At 66.6% G+C, this 23,670-nt stretch carries 15 protein-coding genes and 5 pseudogenes; 10 read left to right on the forward strand and 10 right to left on the reverse strand.

Going from position 1 to position 23,670, the window contains the following annotated elements; genetic code table 11:
• Window positions 1-2: 2 nt before the first annotated feature.
• Window positions 3-2,636, reverse strand: a complete 2,634-nt coding sequence (locus B8W69_RS00065) for a GH92 family glycosyl hydrolase (protein WP_085287950.1) — start codon at window positions 2,634-2,636, stop codon at window positions 3-5.
• Window positions 2,637-2,834: 198 nt separating this feature from the next.
• On the opposite strand from B8W69_RS00065, the pseudogene B8W69_RS30870 reads away from it, so the two are divergent.
• Window positions 2,835-3,292: pseudogene (locus tag B8W69_RS30870) on the forward strand (LpqN/LpqT family lipoprotein); the annotation flags it as partial.
• A pseudogene (locus B8W69_RS31125) lies at window positions 3,293-3,661 on the forward strand (hypothetical protein); the annotation flags it as partial.
• 12 nt (window positions 3,662-3,673) lie between these two features.
• Here B8W69_RS31125 and B8W69_RS00075 read toward each other — a convergent pair.
• The 3 genes from B8W69_RS00075 to galT form a co-directional block, all read right to left on the reverse strand.
• Window positions 3,674-4,363, reverse strand: a complete 690-nt coding sequence (locus B8W69_RS00075; protein WP_085287951.1) for a PAS and ANTAR domain-containing protein — start codon at window positions 4,361-4,363, stop codon at window positions 3,674-3,676.
• A 201-nt stretch (window positions 4,364-4,564) separates the two neighbouring features.
• Window positions 4,565-5,692 (reverse strand): galactokinase, encoded by a 1,128-nt coding sequence (locus B8W69_RS00080; protein ID WP_085287952.1) that lies wholly within the window; start codon window positions 5,690-5,692, stop codon window positions 4,565-4,567.
• Window positions 5,689-6,786 (reverse strand): galactose-1-phosphate uridylyltransferase, encoded by a 1,098-nt coding sequence (gene galT, locus B8W69_RS00085; protein WP_085287953.1) that lies wholly within the window; start codon window positions 6,784-6,786, stop codon window positions 5,689-5,691. Before galT ends, B8W69_RS00080 begins: the two co-directional genes overlap by 4 nt.
• Window positions 6,787-6,897: 111 nt before the next feature.
• Here galT and B8W69_RS00090 point away from each other — a divergent pair, with 111 nt between their 5' ends.
• Window positions 6,898-9,123, forward strand: coding sequence for an FUSC family protein (locus B8W69_RS00090; protein ID WP_085287954.1), 2,226 nt, complete (start codon window positions 6,898-6,900; stop codon window positions 9,121-9,123).
• A gap of 72 nt (window positions 9,124-9,195) precedes the next feature.
• The gene (locus tag B8W69_RS00095; protein ID WP_085287955.1) at window positions 9,196-10,446 is read left to right on the forward strand and encodes a cytochrome P450; all 1,251 of its coding nucleotides are present in this window, start codon (window positions 9,196-9,198) and stop codon (window positions 10,444-10,446) included.
• 28 nt (window positions 10,447-10,474) lie between these two features.
• Here the strand turns inward: B8W69_RS00095 and B8W69_RS00100 are convergent, their stop codons facing one another.
• Entirely contained in the window at window positions 10,475-11,353 is an 879-nt protein-coding gene (locus B8W69_RS00100; protein ID WP_085287956.1) for an alpha/beta fold hydrolase, read from the reverse strand.
• A 34-nt stretch (window positions 11,354-11,387) separates the two neighbouring features.
• On the opposite strand from B8W69_RS00100, the gene B8W69_RS00105 reads away from it, so the two are divergent.
• The 3 genes from B8W69_RS00105 (at window position 11,388) to B8W69_RS00115 (ending at window position 15,129) form a co-directional block, all read left to right on the forward strand.
• Window positions 11,388-12,290: an NYN domain-containing protein gene (locus tag B8W69_RS00105; protein WP_085287957.1), complete on the forward strand. Its 903-nt coding sequence runs from the start codon at window positions 11,388-11,390 to the stop codon at window positions 12,288-12,290.
• 148 nt (window positions 12,291-12,438) lie between these two features.
• Window positions 12,439-13,668, forward strand: coding sequence for a cytochrome P450 (locus tag B8W69_RS00110; RefSeq protein ID WP_085287958.1), 1,230 nt, complete (start codon window positions 12,439-12,441; stop codon window positions 13,666-13,668).
• Between the two features lie 105 nt (window positions 13,669-13,773).
• Window positions 13,774-15,129: a hypothetical protein gene (locus tag B8W69_RS00115; RefSeq protein WP_085287959.1), complete on the forward strand. Its 1,356-nt coding sequence runs from the start codon at window positions 13,774-13,776 to the stop codon at window positions 15,127-15,129.
• 13 nt (window positions 15,130-15,142) lie between these two features.
• On the opposite strand, the gene B8W69_RS00120 is transcribed toward B8W69_RS00115, so the two are convergent.
• Window positions 15,143-16,441, reverse strand: a complete 1,299-nt coding sequence (locus tag B8W69_RS00120; protein WP_085287960.1) for an NRAMP family divalent metal transporter — start codon at window positions 16,439-16,441, stop codon at window positions 15,143-15,145.
• Window positions 16,442-16,749: 308 nt separating this feature from the next.
• Window positions 16,750-17,250 (reverse strand): hypothetical protein, encoded by a 501-nt coding sequence (locus B8W69_RS00125; RefSeq protein WP_085288302.1) that lies wholly within the window; start codon window positions 17,248-17,250, stop codon window positions 16,750-16,752.
• Window positions 17,251-17,369: 119 nt separating this feature from the next.
• On the opposite strand from B8W69_RS00125, the gene B8W69_RS00130 reads away from it, so the two are divergent.
• Window positions 17,370-18,341 (forward strand): DMT family transporter, encoded by a 972-nt coding sequence (locus tag B8W69_RS00130; protein WP_085287961.1) that lies wholly within the window; start codon window positions 17,370-17,372, stop codon window positions 18,339-18,341.
• 155 nt (window positions 18,342-18,496) lie between these two features.
• Here the strand turns inward: B8W69_RS00130 and B8W69_RS32065 are convergent.
• The 3 genes and pseudogenes from B8W69_RS32065 to B8W69_RS29700 form a co-directional block, all read right to left on the reverse strand.
• Window positions 18,497-18,685 (reverse strand): annotated as a pseudogene (locus tag B8W69_RS32065) (LppA family lipoprotein); the annotation flags it as partial.
• A gap of 110 nt (window positions 18,686-18,795) precedes the next feature.
• Window positions 18,796-19,119, reverse strand: a pseudogene (locus B8W69_RS32145) (putative alpha/beta hydrolase); the annotation flags it as partial.
• Window positions 19,053-19,796 (reverse strand): hypothetical protein, encoded by a 744-nt coding sequence (locus B8W69_RS29700; protein WP_110881786.1) that lies wholly within the window; start codon window positions 19,794-19,796, stop codon window positions 19,053-19,055. The gene B8W69_RS29700 and the pseudogene B8W69_RS32145, both read right to left, overlap by 67 nt.
• Window positions 19,797-20,818: 1,022 nt before the next feature.
• Here B8W69_RS29700 and acs point away from each other — a divergent pair.
• Both acs and B8W69_RS00145 read left to right on the forward strand, forming a co-directional pair.
• Window positions 20,819-22,798, forward strand: a complete 1,980-nt coding sequence (gene acs / locus B8W69_RS00140; RefSeq protein ID WP_085287962.1) for an acetate--CoA ligase — start codon at window positions 20,819-20,821, stop codon at window positions 22,796-22,798.
• 41 nt (window positions 22,799-22,839) lie between these two features.
• Window positions 22,840-23,526 (forward strand): annotated as a pseudogene (locus B8W69_RS00145) (crotonase/enoyl-CoA hydratase family protein); the annotation flags it as partial.
• Window positions 23,527-23,670 lie beyond the last annotated feature (144 nt).

Here is a 23,670-nt window from a genome sequence, read left to right on the forward strand (position 1 = left end):
GCCTAGTTCTCGGATTCGGTCTGCGCGACCACGAGAACCGTTGAGGTGCGCATGCTCTGGCCGACCGTGGTGGTCAAAGACACCAGGTAGTAGTCCTCGGGCACCGACTGCGCGACGGTGATCGGGACGGTGACGCTGGCCGATCCGTCGGCGGCGAATCGACCCGCCGCCGACTTCACGCCGATCCCGGCATCCGACGAGGTGCCCGTGACGGCGTAGCCGTCGGCGCCGTCGGTCATGCGTTGCGCATCGAGGGTGATGCTGCCCGTGCGCCCGGGCGCGATCGTGACGACGGGCTGATCGACGTTGACGGCTACCGCCGAACTGCCGGCGCCGAACGACGGCGGTGCATCCGCTTCGGCTGTGCCCCAATGCTTGTCGGGATAGGCGGCCAGCGAGAAGGCCAGTGTGCCGCCGGTGCGGATGATCGACTCGGGCAGCGAGGTGCGGTCGGTGGCCTGGCCGTCGACTTTCAGGCCGCTGATGTATTTGAGGTGGTGCGGTCCCGAGGCGCCCGGGGCGGCGATCCGGATGGATTTCTTTGCGGGCAGCGCGATTTCGATGCGGTCGAATAGCGGCGCGCCCACGGTGAGGATCGGTGTTCCGGGTGTGGCCGGGTACAGGCCCAGCGCCGCCCACACGTACCAGCTGGCTAGCGCCCCCAGGTCGTCATTGCCCGGCTCGCCGTCGGCGGTCGGAGCGAAGAGCCCGCGCACCCGGTCGACCGTGCGCTGCGTCTTCCACGGTTGGCCGATGTAGTTGTACAGCCACGGCACACCGAAACTCGGCTCGTTGCCGGCCCACAGGTAGGGCTGGTTGGGTCCGACGTTGAGCTTCTCGGTGAAGCGGTCGAGCCGGTCGGCCACGGCCGCGCGTCCGCCCAGCGCGGTCACCAGTCCCGCGACATTGTGCGGCACCGACCAAACATACTGTTCGGCGTTGCCCTCGTCGTACCCCACCTGGCCGAAGTTTTCCGGGACCACCACAAACCCGGGACCGCGCCGGAAGTAGCCGGTCCAGCTGCGCGGCAGGATGTATCGGGTGGTCGGGTTGAACAGGTTCTGCCAGTACTGCGCCCGGTTCGCGAATTCGGCGGCGGTCGCGGCATCGCCCAGCGAGTCGGCGAAACGGGAAATGGCGAAGTCGTCCAGCGACCACTCGAGGGTGATCGACGCGTCGGCGATCCAGCCGTTGCGGCCGAACTCCAGCGTGAACGGCGCATAACCGAGCCGCTGGTAGGTGGCGATGCCGCGACGCTCCACGTAACCGCCCAAGCCCTCACCGCCTTTGGTCGCCCCGTCCACCATGAAGCGCAACGCCGTTTTGGTGTCGAAGTCGTTGGCGCCGAAAGTGTTCAGGTTCACGATCAGCGGTACCACGCTGTCCCCGCTCATCTCGCCGGTCGCGGCGTTGGCGAACGCCCAGCGGGGCAGGGCGCCGCTCTGCTCGGCGTCGTTCACCAGCGATTGGGCCATGTCACCGGCCCGCTCCGGGAACAGCAACGCCTGCAGCGCGGCCAGGCATCGGTAGGTGTCCCAGTCGGAGAAGTTGGCGTATTGCGTGTGGCCGGCGGCCACCGTGTGGATGGAGCCGTCGAACCCGACGTAGCGCCCGTCGGCGTCGTTGAACATGTTGGGGTGCAACAGCGATCGATACAGGGAGGTGTAGAAGGTGGTCAGATCGTCGACGTTGCGGCCTGCGACCGACACGCGCGACAGCGCGGCGTTCCATTGCCTCGACGCGGCCCCGCGAACGTCGTCGAAGCCCGCCGCGGCCTCGGCTGCCAGGTTCGCCCGCGCCCCCTCGATGCCGACGTAGGAGATGGCGGTCTGCACCTGCAGCGTCGAGCCGGGTGGGAACTCCACATACCCGCCGCTGTACGGCGCGTTCGCGCTGCGGGCGCCGGCGTAAACCGCACTGCCGTCCCAGGATCCGAACGAGGTGAAGGGCTGGCTGAACTTCATCGCAAAGTACACGGTGTAGGCGTTCGGTTTGTCGCAGAATCCGCCGCTGGTGGCCCAGCCGCTGATGGTGGTGTTGTCCTCCCCGATCTGGATGGTCGCGCGGGAGTTGCCCGCCAGCGACGAGCCGGAGCGCACCTGGAGCAGCGCGGGCCGTCCGTTGCGTGGGTAGCTGAAACGCCCGACGCCCGTGTGCGCGGTGGCGGTGAGTTCCGCCTTCACACCGGTGCCGGGGAAGCGCACAGTGTAGTAGCCGGGCATGCCCTGCTCGCTGTCGTCGTGGGCGATCCTTTCGGTGGCGTTCCACGGTTGCAGGCTGATTTCGCCGGTGACCGGCAGCATCGAGATGTCGCCGAAGGCAGCGCATCCCACCGAGGCGTGGGTCATGCTGAATCCGCTTGCGCGAGGGTTGTCGTAGTTGTATCCGGCGTAGTTGCCGACGGTGTCCGGCGAGTACTGCACCATCCCGAACGGTACGGTGGCGCCCGGGAAGTTGTTGATCTCCCCCACGGTCTCGCCGCCCGTCCCGGTGCCGATGAGGGTCGCGACTTGGTCGACGGGATTGGCGACGAACACGGGCGGACCGTCGTATCCCCTCGGCGGGGCCGCCGCGATGAAGACCATGAAGACGGCCGACGCCGCGATGACCGCAATGAGGGCCCGTCGCGACCGCATACCTGTCTAATACTGGAAAACGACTGCATAACGCCGTATTCGCGTGGTGTTTTGACCGACGAATTGGATAACGATCGGCGGCCGAGCGCGGAGCCGGCAAAAGTCCGAAACATACTGGCAAAGCGACGAGCCATTTCGGTACTGCCATGCCCAGCACGGCTGGCGCTGGTACCGGCCAATTTGCGAGAGATTGGATCGATGAAATATTTGACGCTAGCAACCATTTCTGTGACGCCGAGTTTAGCGCTCGCGGGTTGCGGCCACGACCACAAATCCGGTGAAAAACGTCGACGTCCACTTCGGCGACGACGTCGACGGCCTCGGCAACGACGTCGACGGCCTCGGCAACCTCGTCGCAGACGAGCGCGGCGGCGATAGCCAAGTACACCATCGCCGACTACGTGAAGGACAACAACATCTCCGAAACGCCGGTGCACCACGGCGATCCGGGCCCGAACGTCGACCTGCCGGTGCCCGAGGGCTGGCAGCTCAACCAGAACTCGGGCACCTCCTACGGCGGGATCGTGCAGAGTCAGCCCGCCAATCCCTCCGATCCGCCTACCGTCTCGGCGCTGTTCTCCAGGCTGACCGGCGACGTCGAGCCGGCCGAGCTCATCCAGTACGCGCCGGGCGAGGTGCAGAACCTGCCCGGATATCAGTTCATGGTGTTGAGCTTCACCGGGCGCAAGACGGGACGGCCGTATTCAATTCCGTTGAGCGCTCACCTGATTGACGGCCAACTTTACGCGCTGACCGGCAACCCGTGGAAGCAGAACTTCCGCGACAGCGGGCCGGTCTAGGTGGTGTACGACGGCAAGTCGACGCCGATGCGCGGTGAGCTGATCCGCGACCGGGGTGTCGTCTCGGATCTGTTGTTGCGCTGCGCCGAGTCCTACGGAGTTCAGCGCGCACAGCGCATGATCGGGCTGAAGTTTCGCGACCAGCGCATGCCGACACCCGATGAGTTCGCCGAGGCGGTCGGTCGGCTGCATCTGGGTGCGGTCCGGCTGAATCCGGCGGAATAGAACCGCGACCGCTCAGCCGCCGTCGTCGCCCGTGCCCGGCGGCCGCAGATGCGCTTCACGCAGGCGCTGGTCGAAACGCGAGCGCGCGGTGATCACCTCTTTGCCCAACGCCGCGAAGTCATCGGCGATCCGTTGGGCGAGCAGTCCGAGCTTCATGTTTCCCGACTGGGACAGCGTCTTGAGCATGTTGAAAGCGGCGTCCTCGTCGATGCCGTAGATCAGCATCAGCATGCCCTTGGTGCGGTCGATCACGCCACGGCGCCCGGCGATTTCGGCGACCTTGGCGCTGATGGAGTCCTCCCGCGCGCGAGCGGGCGCCGGCGCGAGTTCGATGTAGAAGCCGTGGGTGCCGACGACCTTCCCGCTGTCATCGCAGAACGGGTCGCCCACCACCAGGACGTGGTGAATCATTCCGCCGGTGTCCACGATGCGGTGCCGCGTGGAAAAAGCCTGCCGACGCCGGATCATGTCGTTGATGACGTCGGTCACCTGGGGACGATCGGCCGGATGCTTGTGCGACAGCACCAGCTCGGTGGTGGGTGTCACCGTGCCCGGCTCGTACCCGTGCATGCGCTGGACCTGGTCAGACCACACCCAGCGGTGACCTTCGAAGTAGAAGCGGAACCAGCCCACGCATTGCGGGGTGGCGCCCGCCAGCCCCCGCTCGATCGCTGCGGCTTGGCCTTCTAGTTTCCAAGCCACGGCGAACGTTTCGCGTCGAGGGCGATGGAATCGGCGGCAGGCATCGGTAGCGATGGCACGCCAATCGCTAATGCCTGGACGGGAAAACCCGCACTGCACATGCTGGAGTGAGATACCCCCATGGGGGTTCACGTTACATTTAGTGACCAGTGGTCATCGGCAGAATGACGAAATTGCCGGGCAAGTAAGTTCAGGCGCCGGTCAGCTGCATTCGCCGCGCTCGCCGTGGATGTCGCTCCCGCACACCAGCCCCGCGCCCGCGGCCGCGCGGGTCCGGGTGAGGGTCGGCCGCTCGAAACCGGCGTCGATCGCAGCGCGCTGCACCGCCTCGCCGACCTTCGCGGTACGGTCCAGCGGCACCAGGGCGATCACACAGCCGCCGAAGCCGCCGCCGGTCATCCGCGCCCCCAGCGCGCCCGCACACACCGCGGTGTCGGCGATCAGGTCGATGCGTTCGGTGGTGATCTCGAAATCGTCGCGCATGGAGGCGTGCGAGGCGGTGAAAATCCGCCCGGCTTCGGGGTAGTCCGAATGTTTCAGCGCCGCAACGCAGTCGATGACTCGCTGATTTTCGCTGAGCACGTGACGGGCGCGGCGGGCGTCGACGGGATCACGCACGGCCGACAGGTCGGCCGGCCCGCGCTCGGCGGCCGCGCGCAGCGACGACGCCGACAAGTCGGCGGCGGCCCGCTCGCAGGACGCGCGGCGCGCCGCGTAGTCACCGCCCGCGTGGCTGTGCCGCTCCCGGGAGTCGATCAGCAGCAACGCGACGCCCGCGGACTCGGGGTCGAATACCACCGGCGTGACGGTCAGGTCGGCGAAGTCGATCAGCACCGCCGTCGCGTCCCGGCCGAAGAGCGCGGCGAGCTGGTCCAGCAAACCCGTTGGCGCGCCCACATACTCGTTCTCGGCCCGCTGGGCCAGCCGGGCCTGCTCCTTGACGTCGATGTGGGCGCCGGCGGCCGAGGTGATCGCGCCCAGCGCCGCGCACTCCAGCGCCGCCGAGGACGACAGGCCCGATCCCATCTCCACGTCGCTGGTGATCGACATGGCGCCGCCGGGCACCGGGTGGCCGCCCTGGCGCAGCGCCCACACCACCCCGGCCACATAGGCCGCCCACCCGGTCACCTCACCGGGAACGGTGCCGATCCGGATGCGCACCGGGGCGTCCGCGCGGTCGCTGACCACCATGATCGCATCGTCATCGGCGGGCGCGAACGTTGCGACGGTGCGCTGCGGTAACGCGATGGGCAGCGCGAAACCCAGGTTGTAGTCGGTGTGTTCGCCGATCAGGTTGATCCGCCCCGGTGCGGCGTAGCGGATCGTCATCGCAGTTCCCGCAGCCGCTGGGCTACGCTCTCCGGCGTGACGTCGCCGATGAAGGCGTCCATCGCCGATTCGGAGGCCGCCAGGTACTTGAGCTTGGTGGCGCTGCGCCGGATGGACATCAATTCGACGTGGAAGTAACCCTCGGCCTGGGCCGCGGTGTCGGCGTACTGGTGCAGCGCCGAAATGTAGGGCAGCGGCGTGGAATACATCCGGTCGAACCGCCCGAGCACGTCGAGGTACACGCCCACGAACCCGTCCATCTCGTCCTCGTCGAGTTCGGTCAGGTTGCGCACGAACCGGTTCGGGTAGATGTGCACCTCGACCGGCCAGCGCGCCGCGAACGGCACGAACGCGGTGAACAGCTCGTTGCGCCCGACGATGCGGCTGCCGTCAGCGACCTCACGGGCCAGCATATCGCCGAACAGGTTGCCGCCGTGCCGGTTTCGATGTTGACGAGCCTGCTCCATCATGGTGGCGGTGCGCGGCGTCAGAAAGGGATAGCCGTAGATCTGCCCGTGCGGATGGGTCAACGTCACCCCGATTTCCTCACCGCGGTTCTCGAAACAGAACACCTGCTCGATGCCGGGCCTGGCCATCAGGTCGGCGGTGCGATGCCGCCACGCCTCGACGACCAGCCGCGCGTGCGCCGGCTCCAGCTGGGCGACGGACCCGGTGTGGTCGGCGGAGAAGCAGATCACCTCGCAGCGACCGTGCCCGGGCGCGGTCACGAAGCCGTCCTCGGCGGGCACGGGCGCCGAGGCGGGCAGCGACGGCAGCGCGCCGGACAGGCTGGGAAATCGGTTCTCGAACACGACGACGTCGTAGTCGGGGGCGGGCACCTCACTGGTCAGTCCAGTCGGGCCCGGGCACAGCGGGCACGCCTGTGCCGGCGGCTTGTACGTGCGGTCCTGGCGCAACGCCGCGACGATCACCCACTGCCCGGTGGACCGGTCGAAGCGCAACTGCGACCGCGCGGCGGGATCCCGCGCCGGCAGCGGCCTGCGGTCCTCGACCGGCGCCGGACGATGCCCGGGCAGCGCGAAGAACAGCAGGTCACGCCCGTCAGCCAGCTTCGCGAGCGTCGGCGGGTTCACGATGTCGAAGACTAGCTTGGTCCCCGCGTCGCGGTTCGGGTAACCATGTTGAGTAAGCGCAAGAGAGGCGGTCTCCCGATAACTGTTCTTTACGAACGCGCCCGCAACTGGGTGATCGGCTCCGATCCTGGCTTGCTTCGGCTGCGAATGGCCACTCGGACGACGGCCGCGCTCGGCCTTTCCCTACTGGCGCTCTTCATCCTCACCAGGGCGACGGGTCAGCCGCTGACCGTCGCCCTGCTGGGCGTCGTCATCACCATGGTCGCGTCCCGATCCGTCAACGAGCCCGACCCGCACCAGCAGCGGATCACCATGGCGCTGCTGCCCCTTCCCGCCGCGGCGTCCATCACCGCCGCCGCGGTGCTGGCGCCGCACACGGTGGTCAGCGACGCCGTCTTCGTGATGGTCGTGTTCACCGCGGCGTACATCCGGCGCTTCGGGGCGCGGGGCAGGGCGCTGGGCATGGTCGCGTTCATGTCCTACTTCTTCACGCTGTATCTGCACGCCCGGCTCGCGGAGCTGCCCTGGATGATCGGGGCGGTCGCGGTGGGCACCGTGTGCACGTACGTGATGAGCACCTACGTGATGCCCGATCGGCCCGAGCGGGTGCTGCGTGCCACCATTCGGGCGCTGCGGGCCCGCATGGCGATCGTCCTCGACACCACCGCCGAGGCGGTGCGCACGGGCCGCCTCGATGAACGGCGGCGGCGCCGCATGCGGGCCCGCACCATCCGGCTCAACGAGACCGCCCTGATGGTGCAGAGTCAGATCGAGGACAAGGCCGACCCCGGCACCCTGTGGCCCGGCGTCACCGCGGAACAACTCGCGCCCTGGCTGCTGGACGCGGAGCTGGCCATCGAATGGGTCGCCACCGCCGGCCGGCGGGCGGCGGTCATCGCTTGCGAGGACCCCGATTCCATGCCCGCGCCCACCCGGGCCGCCCTGGTCGACGCGCTCACCCAACTGTCGCGGGCCATCCGGATTCCGGAACCCGACGGGCTGCGCCGGGCCGCCGACCGCGCACAGCGGCTGCTCGACGAGCGGCGCGGGCCCGCTGCGGACCCGGCGGGCGATGACGAGGGCAGCACGGCCGTGCGCCGCCTCGCGCTGGCGATCATCAACGCCGCGTCGGCGACGTCCGACGTGCGGGCGATCGTCGACCGGGTGGCCACGGGCCGGCCCCTCGACGACGGCGACGGCGAGCGCCCCCAGCCGCTTGAGGACGCCGTCCCCGACCAGCCCGCCGAGGAGGAGCCGGCCGTCGGGCTGCGGCCGACCACCCGGCAGGCTATCCAGGTTTCCGTCGCCGCATCCCTGGCCATCGTCGTCGGCGAGCTGGTCTCGCCTGCTCGCTGGTATTGGGCGGTGATCGCGGCGTTCGTCATCTTCGCCGGCACCAACTCCTGGGGCGAAACCCTGGCCAAGGGCTGGCAACGCCTGCTCGGGACGCTGCTCGGCGTGCCGTGCGGCGTGCTGGTGGCCACGCTGCTGACCGGCCACAAGACCGCCGCGCTGGTCGGCATTTTCGTGTGTCTGTTCTGCGCCTTCTACTTCATGACGGTCACGTACAGCCTGATGACCTTCTGGATCACCACAATGCTGGCACTGCTGTACGGACTGCTCGGCGAGTTCTCGTTCGGCGTGCTGATGTTGCGGATCGAAGAGACCGCGATCGGTGCGATCATCGGGGCAACCGTCGCGGTCGTGGTGCTGCCGACCAACACCAGAACGGCGATCCGCAGCGATACCCGTGTCTTCTTGACGAGCCTGTCCGCCCTGATCGAAATCTCCACCGCGACCATGTTCGGTGTCCGGGACAGCGCCAGCCCGTCGGAGCAGGCGCGTCAGCTCGATCGGGACCTGCATCAGTTCCGGGTCACCGCCAAACCGTTGCTGGCCGGCGTCGCCGGGCTCGCCGGCCGGCGCAGCATCCGGCGCGCGTTGCGGATCTTCACCGCCTGCGACCGTTACGGCCGGAGCCTGGCGCGCAGCGCCGAGCAGTACCAGGATCCCGTCGGGTCACCCTCGCTGGCCTCGGAACTAGCGGATGCGTTTTCGGCGGCCGCGGCCCAGACGCGACGCAACATCGACGCGTTGCAGGAAGCCATCGAGGGCGGCCACGCACCGACCCTGGTCTCGGCGACCGACGAGCTCGACGCCGCCGAGACGGTGGCCCGGCAACAGGACGGCAACGGCCGGGGCGACGCCAGCCCCGATACCCGGCGATTCCTCACCGCGGTGCACGCGCTGCGCCAGATCGAGCGCGCCGTCATCACCGCGGCCACCAATCTCGGTGGGCGAGAAAGCGTCAGGACGGCCAGCCCCGCGTCGCGCTGAAGATTTGCTAGGCGATCCGCACGCCCGCGGCTACCATCTTGCTAACCGCCGCAGGAGTCGAGGAGAGATCCCATGGCGACACCGAACCTCCCGCCGGGCTTCGATTTCACCGACCCCGACATCTACGCGCACCGGCTCCCCGTGCAGGAGTTCGCCGAACTGCGTGCCACGGAACCCATCTGGTGGAACGAGCAGCCCCTCGACCAAGGGGGTTTCGGCGACGGCGGTTACTGGGTGGTGAGCAAGCACCGCGACATCCGCGAGGTGTCGCTGCGCAGCGATGTCTTCTCGTCGGCCACCAAATCGATCGTGCCACGCTATCGAGAAGACTTGGCGCAGGGGCAGATCGAGGCGGGGCGGGCGTCGATGATCATGATGGACGACCCCGAGCACAGCCGGCTGCGCAAGATCGTCTCCCGTGGCTTCACGCCCCGCGCGGTCGAGCGGTTGCGCGCCGAACTCACCGAACGCGCGCGATGCATCACCGTCGACGCCGCCGCACAGGGGTCGGGAGACTTCGTCCGCCAGGTGGCGTGTGAGCTGCCGCTGCAAGCTATTTCGGGCCTGCTCGGTGTGCCGGCGGAGGACTACGACAAGCTGTTCGACTGGACCAACAACATGATCGGCAGCGACGACCCGGAGTTCGCCGGCCATGATGCGCTGACGTCGGCGGGCGAATTGATGTGGTACGCCATGCAATTGGCGGCCCGCAAGGCCGAGGATCCCGGCCCCGGAGATCGGGATATCGTCACCACGCTGATCGAGGCCGATTCCGAAGAGCAGCGACTCTCCGACGCCGAGTTCGGCATGTTCGTGGTCACGCTCGCCGTGGCCGGCAACGAGACGACCCGAAACTCGATCACGCAGGGGATGATGGCCTTCACCGACCACCCGGACCAGTGGGAGTTGTTCAAGGCGCAGCGACCGAAAACCGCTGCCGACGAGATCATCCGCTGGGCCACCCCGATCACGGCTTTTCAGCGCACCGCGCTGGTGGACACCCAACTCGGCGGCGTGCGCATCAAGAAGGGTCAGCGGGTGGTGCTGTTCTACCGGTCGGCGAACTTCGACGAAGAGGTCTTCGACGACCCGTTCACCTTCGACATCCTGCGCAGCCCCAACCCGCACGTCGGATTCGGCGGCACCGGAGCGCATTACTGCATCGGCGCCAATCTGGCCCGCATGACGATCGACCTGATGTTCAACGCGATCGCCGACCACATGCCCGACCTGCGCTCGGCCGGTGACCCCGAACGGCTGCGGTCGTCCTTCATCAACGGCATCAAGCACTGGCAGGTCGACTACCAGCGGACGTGCCCCTGAAAGCAAAGCGCTAGCTGTACCCGGTCAGCTAGCTCGGCCCGGACGGCTGCGGGCTCTGCGTGTCGCGGCGCTCGCCCGTGGCGATGAAGTCCTCGATCAGCTCCACCACCCACTCGGGCGCCTCGACCTGCGCGAAGTGACCGACGTCCGGCAGCACCTCGAGCCTGGTGTCGGCGCGCGCGTCGTGCGCGGCGTAGGCGTGGTCGACGGGAATGATGCCGTCGCGCTCGCCCCAGATCGCCATCACCGGTAGATCCTCGCGCAACCGCAGCCTGTTGAGCGCGCTGACCGCCTGCCCGCGGTAGTCCACGACCGATCGCAGCGTCCGCAGGAACGACTGCCGTGTTTGGCCATCCGACAACGACGAGTAGGCGCTCCACAGCTCGGCGCCACGGGGCGAGCGGACGCCGGCGGCTTTCATCCAGGACCGCAGCTTGTTGCCGGCGGACAGCACGGGAGGCGGCGCGATGATCGGCAGCACGAACTCCGCGCCGGGCGCCGAGAGCAGCCGCAACACCCAGCCGACGTCGGGACCCAGGCCGCCGCTGCTGATCAGGATCAGCCGCTGGGCGTAGTCGGGGTGCTGGTAGACGAACTGCATCGCGACGCCGCCGCCGAGCGAGTGACCGACCACGGTGGCCCGGCTGACGCCGAGCTCGTCGAGGAAATCACGAAGCCACACCGCGAACGCACCCAGCGAGTAGTCCGTGCGGGGTTTCGCCGACTCGCCGTGACCGAGCAGGTCCGGCGCGATGACGCGAAATTTCTTCGACAGCGGCGGGATCACCGACCGCCACGTCTCCGAACTCCCCGCCATGCCGTGGATGAGCAGCAGCACCTCGCCGTCACCCTCGTCGCGGTAGGCGATGCGATCGCCGTGTAGTTGGAGAACCTTCACCTCATTCATGTGGGCTGTGTACCCGCTTTGGTCCTGCTCAGCAATGATCGAAGGCATGACCGAACCGATTGCGACCCGAGTCGCCGTCTACCTCGACTTCGACAACATCGTGATTTCCCGCTACGACCAGATCAACGGGCGGAATTCGTTCCAGCGGGACAAGGCCAAGGGGCTCGAGCAGCACACCGAGCGGCTGGACCGGGCGACGGTCGAAGTCGCCGCGATCCTCGACTTCGCCTCGTCCTTCGGGACCCTGGTGCTCACCCGCGCCTATGCCGACTGGTCGGCGGATATCAACGCCGGGTATCGCGGGCAGCTGGTGGCCCGCGCGGTCGACCTGGTGCAACTGTTCCCGGCGGCGGCCTACGGCAAGAACGGCGCCGACATCCGGTTGGCCGTGGACGCGGTCGAGGACATGTTCCGGCTGCCCGACCTGACCCACGTGGTGATCGTGGCCGGTGACTCCGACTACATTCCGCTGGCCCAGCGCTGCAAGAGGCTCGGCCGGTACGTGGTGGGCATCGGGGTGGCCGGCGCGTCGAGCCGCGCGCTCGCGGCCGCCTGCGACGAGTTCGTCATCTACGACGCGCTGCCCGGCGTTCCGGTACCCGAACCGGCGCCTGCCGACGCGGAGGCAGCCAAGCCCAAGAAACGGGCCACCCGCGCCAGGTCGGCCAAGCCGGACGAGCCCGACGAGCAGCCCGACCCGCAGGCCGCCGCCACCGCGCTGCTGACGCGTGCCCTGCGGATCGGCCTGGACAAGGACGACGTCGACTGGCTGCACAACTCCGCCGTCAAGGCGCAGATGAAGCGGATGGACCCGTCATTCAGCGAAAGGTCTTTGAAATTCCGCTCATTCAGCGACTTCCTGCGTTCACGCTCCGATGTCGTCGAGCTGGACGAGACGTCGACGACGCGGATGGTGCGGCTGCGCGCGCACGATTGAGCGACGGACCGGCACCGCGGCAATGCATTTTCTCTCGCGTGTATGACGTCCGCGCCACGTGCTGGGCGATGTCGTTGACACTCCCCCGGGCCGGCCATACATTGTTTGAAAGTCGTCCGCAGCCTGCTGCGGAACCAAGGAGACCGTCATGACCGTCGGTGCCGCTCCCCCAAGCGTTTTCGAGGCTGATCTGCCGACGCTTTCGTACGACCCCGAGGAAACACCCGCGCAGGTCTATCCGCGGCTGCGGGAGGCGCAGCGGCTTGCCCCTGTCGCGATGGGACCCCACGGGCCCGAGGTGCTTTCCTATCGCCTGGTCCGTTCCGTCCTTCGGGATCCCCGATTCGAGATCCCGCCCGGCATCAACCTGCTCGCCCAGGGCATCGACTCGGGCCCGCTGTGGGACAAGGTCGCCAACAGCCTGCTGTGCCTGGAGGGCGACGCGCACCATCGGCTGCGCAGCCTGTGCTCTAAGGCGTTCACCCCGCGAACGGTCGCCCGCCTGCACGGCACCATGGCCGGCGTGATGAACGAGTTGGTCGATCAGGTGACCGACGCGGGCCAGTGCGACGTCGTCACCGACATCGCGCGCCCCTACCCCGTGCCGATCATCTGCGCGCTGCTCGGCGCACCCCGCGAGGATTGGCAACAGTTCTCGCTGTGGGCCGACGACGTGTTCAAGGCCTTCAGCTTCACCGTCGACCTCCGCGAGGTCGAGCCGGTCGTGATGCGCGCGTGGCGCGAGCTCGACGACTACGTCGACGAGATGGTCGAGCGCCGCCGGCACAGTTTGACCGACGACCTGCTTTCCGACCTGATTCGCGCCGAGGACGAGGGCGACCGCCTGGATGCCGCCGAGCTGCGCATGCTGGCCGGCGGCCTGCTGCTGGCTGGGACGGACACCACCCGCAACCAGGTGGCCGCCTCGGTGCAGGTGCTGTGCGAACACCCGGAGCAGTGGGAGCTGCTGCGGCAGCGGCCCGAGCTGGCGATGCGTGCCGTCGAGGAGACCATGCGGCACTCGCCGATCGCGTGCGGAACCCTGCGCCTGGTGGTCGAGGATGCCGTGCTCGACGGCTACTCATTCCCCGCCGGCACCGCGGTGTTGATGAACACCTTTGCGGCCAACCGTGATCCGGCAGTGTACGACGACCCCGACCGTGTCGACATCACCCGCGATGCAGCGCCACCAATCCTGACCTTCGGCGGCGGCGTGCATTACTGCCTGGGCGCCAACCTGGCCAGGCGGGAGATCGCCGAAGCGCTGAACGTCCTCGCGAACCGGCTGCGAAACCCGCGTATGGCCGGGCCGGCGCCATGGAAGCCGATGGTGAGCCTGAGCGGGCCGACGAGCCTGCCCATCGAGTTCGACCGGTAGCTATCGCCGGCGCCTGCTGTGACAAAGGCCGCTAAGCGCCCGAGTCGCGGTGGCATCGGGGCGGCTTTACGCTCCTTGGTTACACGAATTTAACGGGGGTTTTCAATGCGTGCAGCCTGGGTGCATGCGATCCGGCACCGCCTGTTCAAGCGTGCCGCGGTCGCGGCGGTCGGCTGCCTGGCCGTCGCGTCCTGTTCGGAGACCGCGGCGCCGCCGGCGCTCACCCCCACCACCTCGACGTCGGTCTCGAAAACCAGTGCCCACGCGGCTCCCCCGCCCGCCCCGGTCACCGGCCCGCTGGAGAAGGACTGGAAAAGCTACGGCGGAACAGCGTATTTCGGTTGCCCGGAGAAGTTCTCGGCCGGCAAAACGGCGCTCGAGGACATCCGGCCGAAAATCTTCGACCCGAAGACCGGGCAATACGTCGCGCCCGCCATCCCCGCGCTCCCGGCCGGGCAGAACCTCACCGGCGGCCTCTGCGCGCTGACCGGCACCGCCGACGACATGAAGGTCGTATACGTCGTCACGACCGTCAAGCCGGCGCAGGCCCCGTCCCCCGAAGTCACCACGATCACCGGCTACGTGTTCGACACCAAGTCGGGCCAGCAGATGGCCACCAAGGAACTGCAGCCGCCCACCCCCGACCTGAAGCCGGCCGCACCGAAGGATTGGGGGCTGGCCTCGACGGCCTCGGGTGTGGCGTGGCTCAACGCCTTCACCGACGGCCACGGCGCCGCGTCGCCGCCGCGCACCGTGGTCCTGTCCGGCGGCGACCTGTCGATGATGTGGAACGACCCGCAGCCCGGCCGGGTCTGGCAGGACGTTCTCGCGTTCCAGCGCAACACCGAGCCTGCCAAGACATCCGGCGCCGAACTGCGCCGGCCCAGCGGGGAAGCGATCTACCAGGACAACGACGTGCAATCCGTCGACACCGAATTAACCGACGGCCCAAACAAACTGGTGAAGCTCACGCACTGGGATTCGTACAACCCCCCGGTGCTGTCGACGATGTTCTACGACCTCAACGCCAAGTCCATCATCAAGATCGGCGATTCCGACCGGATCTCCGGCGGCGGGCTGACCGCGGCGCTGTCCGATGGAAAACTGTTCGTCGACGGCCACGGCTCGGACACCTCCCAATTCGGCTTCGGCGTGTGGAACCTGCGCAGCCAGCAGTGGGACCTCCAGAAGAGCCGAGACGACGCCAACAAGATGTCGATCGCCAAGCTGGCGTTCTTCGAAGACCATCTCTACATCACCGGCACCGGCGGGACATTCTCCGTAATCGCTTTGCCCGCAACCGATCCCGTCGCACCGAACTGGTCGCTACGCCCCTTCGAGCGGATTTCCGGATGGACCCTGGTGTGCCGCGGCGAGACCGCGCCGGGGTCCAACGGCGAGTGCAAGGAGATCGTCATGGTGCAAGACCAGGACGGCCACTACCCCGGGCCCTGGTTCTGAGGTCGGCTCGCGTTCAGAACAAGCCGAGGGCCTGCGGAACCATGTAGAGGCCGAAGCCGATGGTCACGAAACACAGTGCGCGGGTGACGTGTTTGTGCAGCCCCCGCATGCGCCACTGCTCGGGCAGCGCCTTGGCCTCCAGCGCCAGCAGCAGGCCCAGCACGATGGGCAGCAGCAGCGCGTTCATCACCTCGACGTCGACGGCCAGGTTGACCAGGTCGACGCTGGCCAGCACCAGCACCGCGCCCACGATGTGGGCCAGCCCGTAGGTGAGGTAGAACTTGGCGGTGGCGCGGTTGGGACGCTCGTTGAGCGTGTGCTTCCAGCCGAACACTTCCGCGAGTCCCCATGCACCGGCCAGCGAGGCGACGATCGCGGCCACCAGCGCCGCCCCCAGCATGCCCAGGCCGAACAGCACCGTCCCGCCGACGTGGCCCAGGTAGGGCGTCAGCGATTGGGCGATCTGGCCGACGGTCTCGAGCTCCGCCCCGCCGCCGAGCTTGCCGATCGTGGACGCCATGGTGACCACCACGGCGATCATGATCAGCTGGGTCAGCACCGCGCCGAACGCGGTGTCGTAACGAGCCTGACGAATCGCGCTCTCCGACAACCGCTTATCAACCACCGCGCCCTGCTGGTAGAAGATCATCCACGGCATGATGACCGCGCCGACGTTGGCCGCGACCAACAGCAGATATGACGAGTTGCCCAGCGGCATCGACGACAGGCCGTCCACGAGTGCCTTCGGATCCGGCCGGGCCATCACCATGGCCACCAGGAACGCCAGTTCGGCCGCGCCGACGACCAGGCCGATGCGCTCGACGCGCCGGTAGCTGCCGGTCAGCGCCAGCGCCAGCAGCGCGGCGGTCGCGACCGGAATGCTCACCCACCGCGAGACGCCGAACAGCTCACCGACTCCGGCCACGCCGGCGAATTCCGTCAGCAACGCCCCGATCGCCGAGGCGAACAGCGTGAAGGCCGAGACCCAGGCCCAGCCGCGCCCGAACCGCTCCCGAATCAACGAGCCGTGGCCGCGCTTGGTGACGATGCCCAGCCGGACCGTCATCTCCTGCACGACGTAGAGGACCGGCATCAAGATGAGCTGCGGCAGCACCATCCGGTAGCCCCACTGAGCGCCCGACTGCGACGCGGTGATCAGCGACCCGGCGTCGGTGTCGGCCAGCATCACCACCAGGCCGGGACCCCACACCGACAGCAGCCCCCAGCGCAGCCAACGGCCACGCGTTCGCAGTGACACCGGCGGTCGATCGGGGAATTCGTCCGTCACCGCCTGCGTGGTTGTCTCCGTCACCGTGGGCTCATTCCTCTGTAAGACTGCGTCCGTGCATCCAGGTCCGCCCCGAGGATAACTAAGGCTCGCCTAACCGCGGGCATTTTGCCGGAGAGCGCCATTGGCTAAAAAGGCATGACCATTCTCGAAAATGCGATAGGCCTTCTCGAACGGCGAGAGTACGTTACCGGAGCCCGAGATCCTCATTCACCCGACGACGGCGCCGCCAGAGCAAAAACTCCTGCCAACAGAGGTGATTGATGGTCCGTCGCGCGTTCTACACAGCAATGCCGGCGTTATTCCTGGGCCTGTCCGCCTAGCACGATCCCTCAATCGTCTTCACTGGCAACGCGTTTCGCCCTGATAGCGGCGAGTGCGGTGCAGACCACCAGCACCGCGGTGGCCGCCGCCTCGGCGAGCAGTGCGCCAGAGTTCACGAACTCGCGGTCCGCCAGCCCGGACGCCCCCATCTCGTGCTTGGTGCCGTCGACCAGCAATGCCGGATACAGCCAGCACAGGACGGCGGTGACGAATGCAACCGCAGCACAGCCGCATGCGACGAGGCCGAGCCAGCGTGCTCGCGATGCGGCCAGCAACGTGACGGCGGCCGCGATCGCGGCGATCAGCACGATCCAACCCGGCGTGCTGTTCACCATGCCGCTGAGTAAGGGGCCATAGTGATCGGCATCCTCGCCGTCGTATATGCCGAGACCATTCCACCGGATCGGAAAACCCAAGTGGCTCAAGTCGATCCAGGGCAGCAGCGTCAGCGCCGCCGACGCGATAGCCGCGACGACCCCCGCTATGGTGACTACCTTGCTGCGCAGCATGTTTCCTTTCGATCGGCCGATCGGGACGAACTTCCCGCCGGCCACCCAGCCTAAGGCGGGACAGGTCGGAGCCGAAAGGGCGAGTTAACCCGGCCGAGGTCAGGGGTACCCCTCAGGGCATGGGGTGGGTGACGACGCACGCGGTTGCGATCTTCTCGGCTTTGCTTTCCGCGTTCTGGGCTGCGGTGGGAATCGTGGTCCGCCAGCGGGCCACCCACCGCGTTCCGGGTGATGAGGCCATGTCCGCGGCTATGGCCACGACGCTGGTGCGCCAGCCGCTGTGGTGGGCGGGGACCTTTGCCGCGGTAGCCGGCTACGTGTTTCAGGCCATGGCGCTGGCGCACGGGTCGCTGCTGCTCGTCCAGCCGCTGCTGGTGTCGTCGCTGCTGTTCGCGTTGCCGTTGAACGCGGCGCTGTGCCACCAGCGGATCAGTCGGGTCCAGTGGGGCTGGGCGATGCTGCTGACGGTGGCGCTGGCGGTCTTCTTGCTGGTGGGCCAGCCGCGCGAGGGCCACAGCCGGCCCCCGATTCCCGCGTGGACGCTGGCATTGGCGATCACCGTGCCATCGGTGATCGCCTGCGTCGTCGCGGCCCACCGCGCCGCGGGCCGGGTACGGGCCTCGCTGCTGGGCGTCGCGGTGGCGATCCTGCTCGGCGTGATCGCGGTCGTCACGAAGGTCTGCACGCACCGCTACTCGGTCGGCGGATGGCATGCGCTCATGACCGTCCCCGCCCCGTATGTCCTGGTGGCGCTGGCGGTGACCGTGACCGTGGTGCAGAACTCCGCGTTTCATGCCGGAGCGCTGCAGGCGTCGGTGCCGATCATGCTGGTGGGTGAACCAGTGGTCGCCGTCCTGCTCGGGGTTGTCGTGCTCGGTGAGCACCTGGCGGTGGGCGGCCTGACGGCGCTCGTCCTCGCTGTCGCGGTCGCGGCGATGGCGGCGGCCACGGTCGCCCTGGGCCGCAGCCAGGCGGTCGAAAACGCCGATTCCGCGGATGAGGAACCCAGTTTGCCCTCTCGCCTGGACGACGCCACGCTGGCGGCCGTCGGGGCGAGCAGGCCGTCGGGCGGGCGCGATCGCCTCGAGTGAGGCCCGAAGTTATTTCTTGTCGCGCGGCAACCGGCAGCCGGTGTAGCCCGACACGACGAGGTTTCCCCGGTAGCCGACCTTGATGAAGATTCCGGTGGGCCGTAGAAGCCCACGTCGTGGTTGCCGGGGTTGTCGTGCATGACCTGAATGTCGGTGGCGTCCAGCTTGGCGGCCGCCTGTTTGGCGGTCTCCTGGATGCTCGCCCACTGCTGCTCGGAGACCGCGACGTTGGCGGCCACCTCATCGGGGAGGAAGTAGCCCCGTCCGTCGGTCTGATCGTAGGGCCGTTCGCAGCCCAGGCCGGAGCCCTCGTGCGGGGTTTCCCAGACGATCGAGGGTATCAATTTGCTTGTGGCAAGGTTATTTGGTTCATCGCGGCCTGCACCTGGGTTTGAGTGTGCTCGAACGACGGCAGGGATTTCAGCGTTGCCAGCGCCTTGGCGGCGTCGGTGGACACCGCCTGATCTCCCAGTCCGGCCAACACGGCCGCGATGTTGTAGTTGGTCGTCCTGGTGCCGCCGCCGTCGGGGAAGCGGGGGTAGTCGCTGTGCCCGTGCGCGTCACCGAGGTTGAGGGTGCCACCGTGGCCGTCGGGAACCGTGGCGGCCCCGGTCGCCAGGTGAGTGAAGTTGGGATTGGTGGCCGGATTCGGCCCGAAGTGACCGGCGCCGGTGGCGTCGGCCGCACCCAGGACGGTTTCGGCCAGGGTGCTCAACGGCGGCGGCAGGAACGGGGCGACCGTGTGGGCGATGGCGGGGCCGTCGTAGGTCCACTGGATCTGGCCGCGCCGATCTGGATGACGACGCGCGGAAGTCGGGGCAGCACTGCATGCGCGATGTTGCCGATAACGCTGACTTCCGTCGGCCGATCAGCTCGCCTCCCTAAGGCCGAGAGGATCTCGTTCACCGATAACACCCGAATACGTCGTGCGAGTGTCCGCGATGATGAAAGCGGTTGTGCATCTAGGCATTTAGCCGCTAATGGATAATCGCCATTATCCATGAAATTAGTCTGCATATTGCAGCAGATAGTCAACTTCTTTGTATCCGCCGCCGTTTCGAACACTGCGGTTGTGACGACAGTCAATCCGGCGTAGCGTACGATGTCGCGCCGAGATACGCCGGCAGCAAACTTGGGGTACAAATAGAGAGTGGGTCCGGCAAATACAGTTACGTAGGCGGGCATCACCCAAACCGGTTGCGGCAGATTAAATGACGTGAAGAGTGTCCAATGGCCTGGGACGTACCAGAGCAGGTGGTAGGCAATGTCATAGAGCGGTTCGATCAGGCTGCCGATTGCCACGGCGAGAACAACGATAATTGTTAGAGCCGATCGCTCTTTGGCGGCACGGCGTAGCGCGATCGCGACGATCAACGCGGTTGCCGTCCACAGCACTATCGTTGCGACGGTCTGCACGGCCAATTTAAGGGGATGCTCGTAGGGCGGCGTCGGCATTCGTCGGTCTCGTGCAGACCTCGGCTAATAAAAGTTAAACCTAGGATGCTTGCGACGGCCGTGGGGCGGCACCCTCTCCCGGCGGGAGGTCAATCCCCCATTCAAGGTGGTCGCCGCGTGCAGGCGTTGATGCCCGGAACGGACCATGCCATAACTTGGCAAGGTTTGACTGCGGCGCTTCTCCCCCACAACCTGGGTTCCCCTAGTCGGACGACCGCCGGCGTCTTGCTCGCCGTATAGGTGAGTTGGGCGGATCTGTACGCTGACGGCTCCGTTGGAGGAAACAGCCCCCCCATTGGGAGGGTGTGCGCCGACGGGACGCGTTGCATCCTGACAACGACGGTGTGTTGTCTGACCCGGAGGGCACATGGTCGGTTCGCTTGGCAGCCGTGGAGGTGAACAAGATATCGACACAGTTGGTCACGGGCCCGCTGATCGCCGTTGCAGATCGGCAGTGCGCCCGATCCGACAGGCCAGGAAGTTGCGCACCGCAGCTGACGCTGGACCAACGTTCACGGCTTCCCCGGACGCCAATGCCAGGTGGGGCGCTTCCACGATGTGGATAGTCGAACGTAGCGATAGCCGACACTGCTCGACGTGGGCAACACGTCGGGATGCCCGGCACTATCTCACCTATCTGGGGATGACAGTACAAACGGCGCCCGGTGTCTTCGATATTCAGCTCCCGCCCGGCAATCACATCACCGCGTGATAGTGCGGAACTGACGAGCGGTGTGCCAGAAGAGGAGTCACAACCACGCCAAGATTTCGCTCAATGAGCTGCACGACCGGTCTCGGCGGCTACAGCCCGGTGCCGCCAACCACGCGATGCTGCGTCATACGGGTCGCCGTCTTTTGGGTCCTTGTGGTCGTCGCGCAGCTTCCGTTGGCTTTGATCATAGCCGGTGAGGACGAGCGCAGAACGCATCACGACAAACTCAACATCCCTGTATGACAACGCATGTCGGGCAGCCCGCGGCGCACATCTCGGCCCGAGCACTATCACGAAAGGTTCATCCCCTGTGTCGACACCAAGTAATCACTCCCTAGAAGACGCTCGGGCGGCTTCTGCGTTTGCCCCCACACAGGGGTTCGCCTCTCGGGCCAACACCACTGCGGAGTCGTATCGTGAGGCCGCGCAGGATCGACTCGAATTTTGGGCTGCGCAGGCGCATCGATTGGCGTGGAACGCGCCATTTGAAAAGGTACTGGACTGGTCTGGTGCCCCGTTCGCGAAATGGTTTGTCAACGGGAAGCTCAACGTCGCGTACAACTGCCTGGACCGACATGTCGAAGCCGGCCACGGTGAGCGGGTCGCGATCCGTTGGGAAGGTGAAACGGGCGATCACCGCGATCTCACATATGCGAGTCTGGTGGCCGAGGTCAGCAAGGCGGCGAACACACTGACCGATCTTGGACTGACGGCCGGCGATCGGGTCGCGATTTATATGCCGATGGTGCCCGAGGCAATCGTGGCGATGTTGGCGTGTGCACGGCTCGGCGTGCTGCACAGCGTGGTGTTCGCCGGGTTCTCCTCCTCGGCGCTGGCCGCGCGTATCGAAGACGCCCGGGCCAGACTGGTGATCACTGCTGACGGGCAGTATCGACGGGGAGAGATCGCGCCATTAAAATCATCGGTCGACGAGGCGGTGGCGAGGTTGGCCGCGGAGGGCAGAACCTCGGTCGAGCATGTTCTTGTGCTGCGGCGCACCGGGATTGCCATATCCTGGGTCGACGGGCGCGACCTGTGGTGGCATGAGACCGTGGGCGCGGCGCCAGCCCAACATGAGCCGGAACCGTTTGATTCCGAGCATCCGCTGTTTTTGCTTTATACGTCGGGTACTACCGGCAGGCCGAAGGGCGTCGTGCATACCTCCGGCGGCTATCTCACCCAAGCCTCCTACACCCACTACAGCGTCTTCGACATCAAGCCGGAGACCGATATCTATTGGTGCACAGCTGATATCGGCTGGATCACTGGCCACACCTACGGGGTATATGGCCCGTTGTCTAACGGCGCCACCCAGGTGGTCTACGAAGGCACCCCGAATTGGCCCGATGAGCACCGCCATTTCGAGATCATTGAAAACTACGGTGTCACCATCTATTACACCGCACCGACGTTGATCAGGACGTTTATGAAGTGGGGACGTGACATCCCTGACGCGCACGACCTGTCTAGCCTGCGGCTACTCGGCAGCGTAGGTGAGCCGATCAACCCCGAAGCGTGGCGGTGGTATCGAGCTGTGGTGGGCGCCGACCGCGCTCCGATCGTCGATACGTGGTGGCAGACTGAGACCGGCGCCATCATGATCTCGCCACTGCCCGGCGTGACGGCTACCAAACCCGGCTCGGCGATGTGCCCACTTCCCGGGATCTCGGCTCAAGTCGTCGACGACAACGGTAATGCGTTGGTACCTGGCGCTGACGAGGCCGAGCACGTGACAGGTTACCTGGTGATCGATCAGCCGTGGCCGTCGATGCTGCGCGGCATCTGGGGTGATCCCGACCGGTTCAAGGAGACCTACTGGTCGCGCTATCCAGAGCAGGGCTGGTACTTCGCCGGTGACGGTGCGCGGGTGGATTCTGATGGCAGCATCTGGGTATTAGGCCGTATCGACGATGTGATGAACGTTTCCGGACACCGCATTTCGACCGCGGAGGTCGAATCAGCGCTCGTCGGGCACTCGGGGGTGGCCGAAGCTGCCGTCGTCGGCGCCTCCGATGACCTTACCGGCCAAGCCGTCTGTGCGTTCGTCATTCTAGAGACGCACGCGCAGGGTGACATTGACATGGTTGAGAAGCTGCGCAACCAGGTCGCTAAGGAAATCGGCAAGATTGCGCGACCACGCGACATTCACGTCGTACCAGAGCTTCCCAAGACGCGAAGCGGCAAGATTATGCGCAGATTGCTACGCGACGTCGCTGAAGGTCGTGCACTCGGTGACACCTCGACGTTGGTCGACCCCAGCGTGTTCGAAGCCCTCCGGGCCAGCAAGTAGATACGACCCATACAAACGGGCTTTGAGGAGAGGTTGCATGAGTGCTCGAGTGCGACGTGGACGGCGCCATCGCGACCGTTACGCTCGACGACGGTAAGGCGAACGCGCTGTCGCCAGTGATGCAGCGCGAGATCAACTATGCTCTCGACCTCGCCGAGCAGCAGGAAATGCGTGCGGTGGTGCTGGCCGGCAACGACCGATTATTCTGCGGCGGTTTCGACTTGGGGGTATTGGCCGCCGCTGACCAGCAAGCAACGCTGGACATGCTACGCGGAGGTTTCCGTCTTTCGGTGCGGCTGTTGATGTTTCCGTCGCCGGTCATCATCGCCGCGACTGGCCCGGCGATCGCGATAAGTTCATTTTTGCTCCTCAGTGGCGATCATCGTGTTGGTTCGGCTCGCACGCGCTGCCAAGCCAAAGAGGTGGCGACAGGGATGACGTTGCCGATGTCGGCGGTGGAGATCATGCGGATGCGCTTAACGCCGCCCGCGTTTCATCGAGGCATCGCCATGGCATGCCGATTTGTTGGGGACGCGGCGATCGCCGGCGGCTGGCTCGATGAAATCATCGAGCCCAGCGACGTGGTATCACGTGCCCATGAGGAGGCCGAAACAGCCGCGGCGACGGTGAATCTGGAGGCCCATCTAGCCAGCAAGGTAAAAGCGCGCGGCGGCGCTGTCGAGGCGATCCTTCGTGGAATCGACCGATTGGCAAGGGAGTCGAGGGCGGGAAACGTCGTTGCCGGCTGCCGAACTAGTCGTCGATCTCACGGGTCGCTTCTACTGCGGGTTGGCTGCCGTCGCGCCAGGGCTCCGGCGGCATCATGCCGATCCGTACGACCATGGTGGGAAAATAGTTTGCGTCAAGTCAAC

Source organism: Mycolicibacterium vulneris (assembly GCF_002104765.1).
GTDB classification, from domain to species: Bacteria; Actinomycetota; Actinomycetes; order Mycobacteriales; family Mycobacteriaceae; genus Mycobacterium; species Mycobacterium vulneris.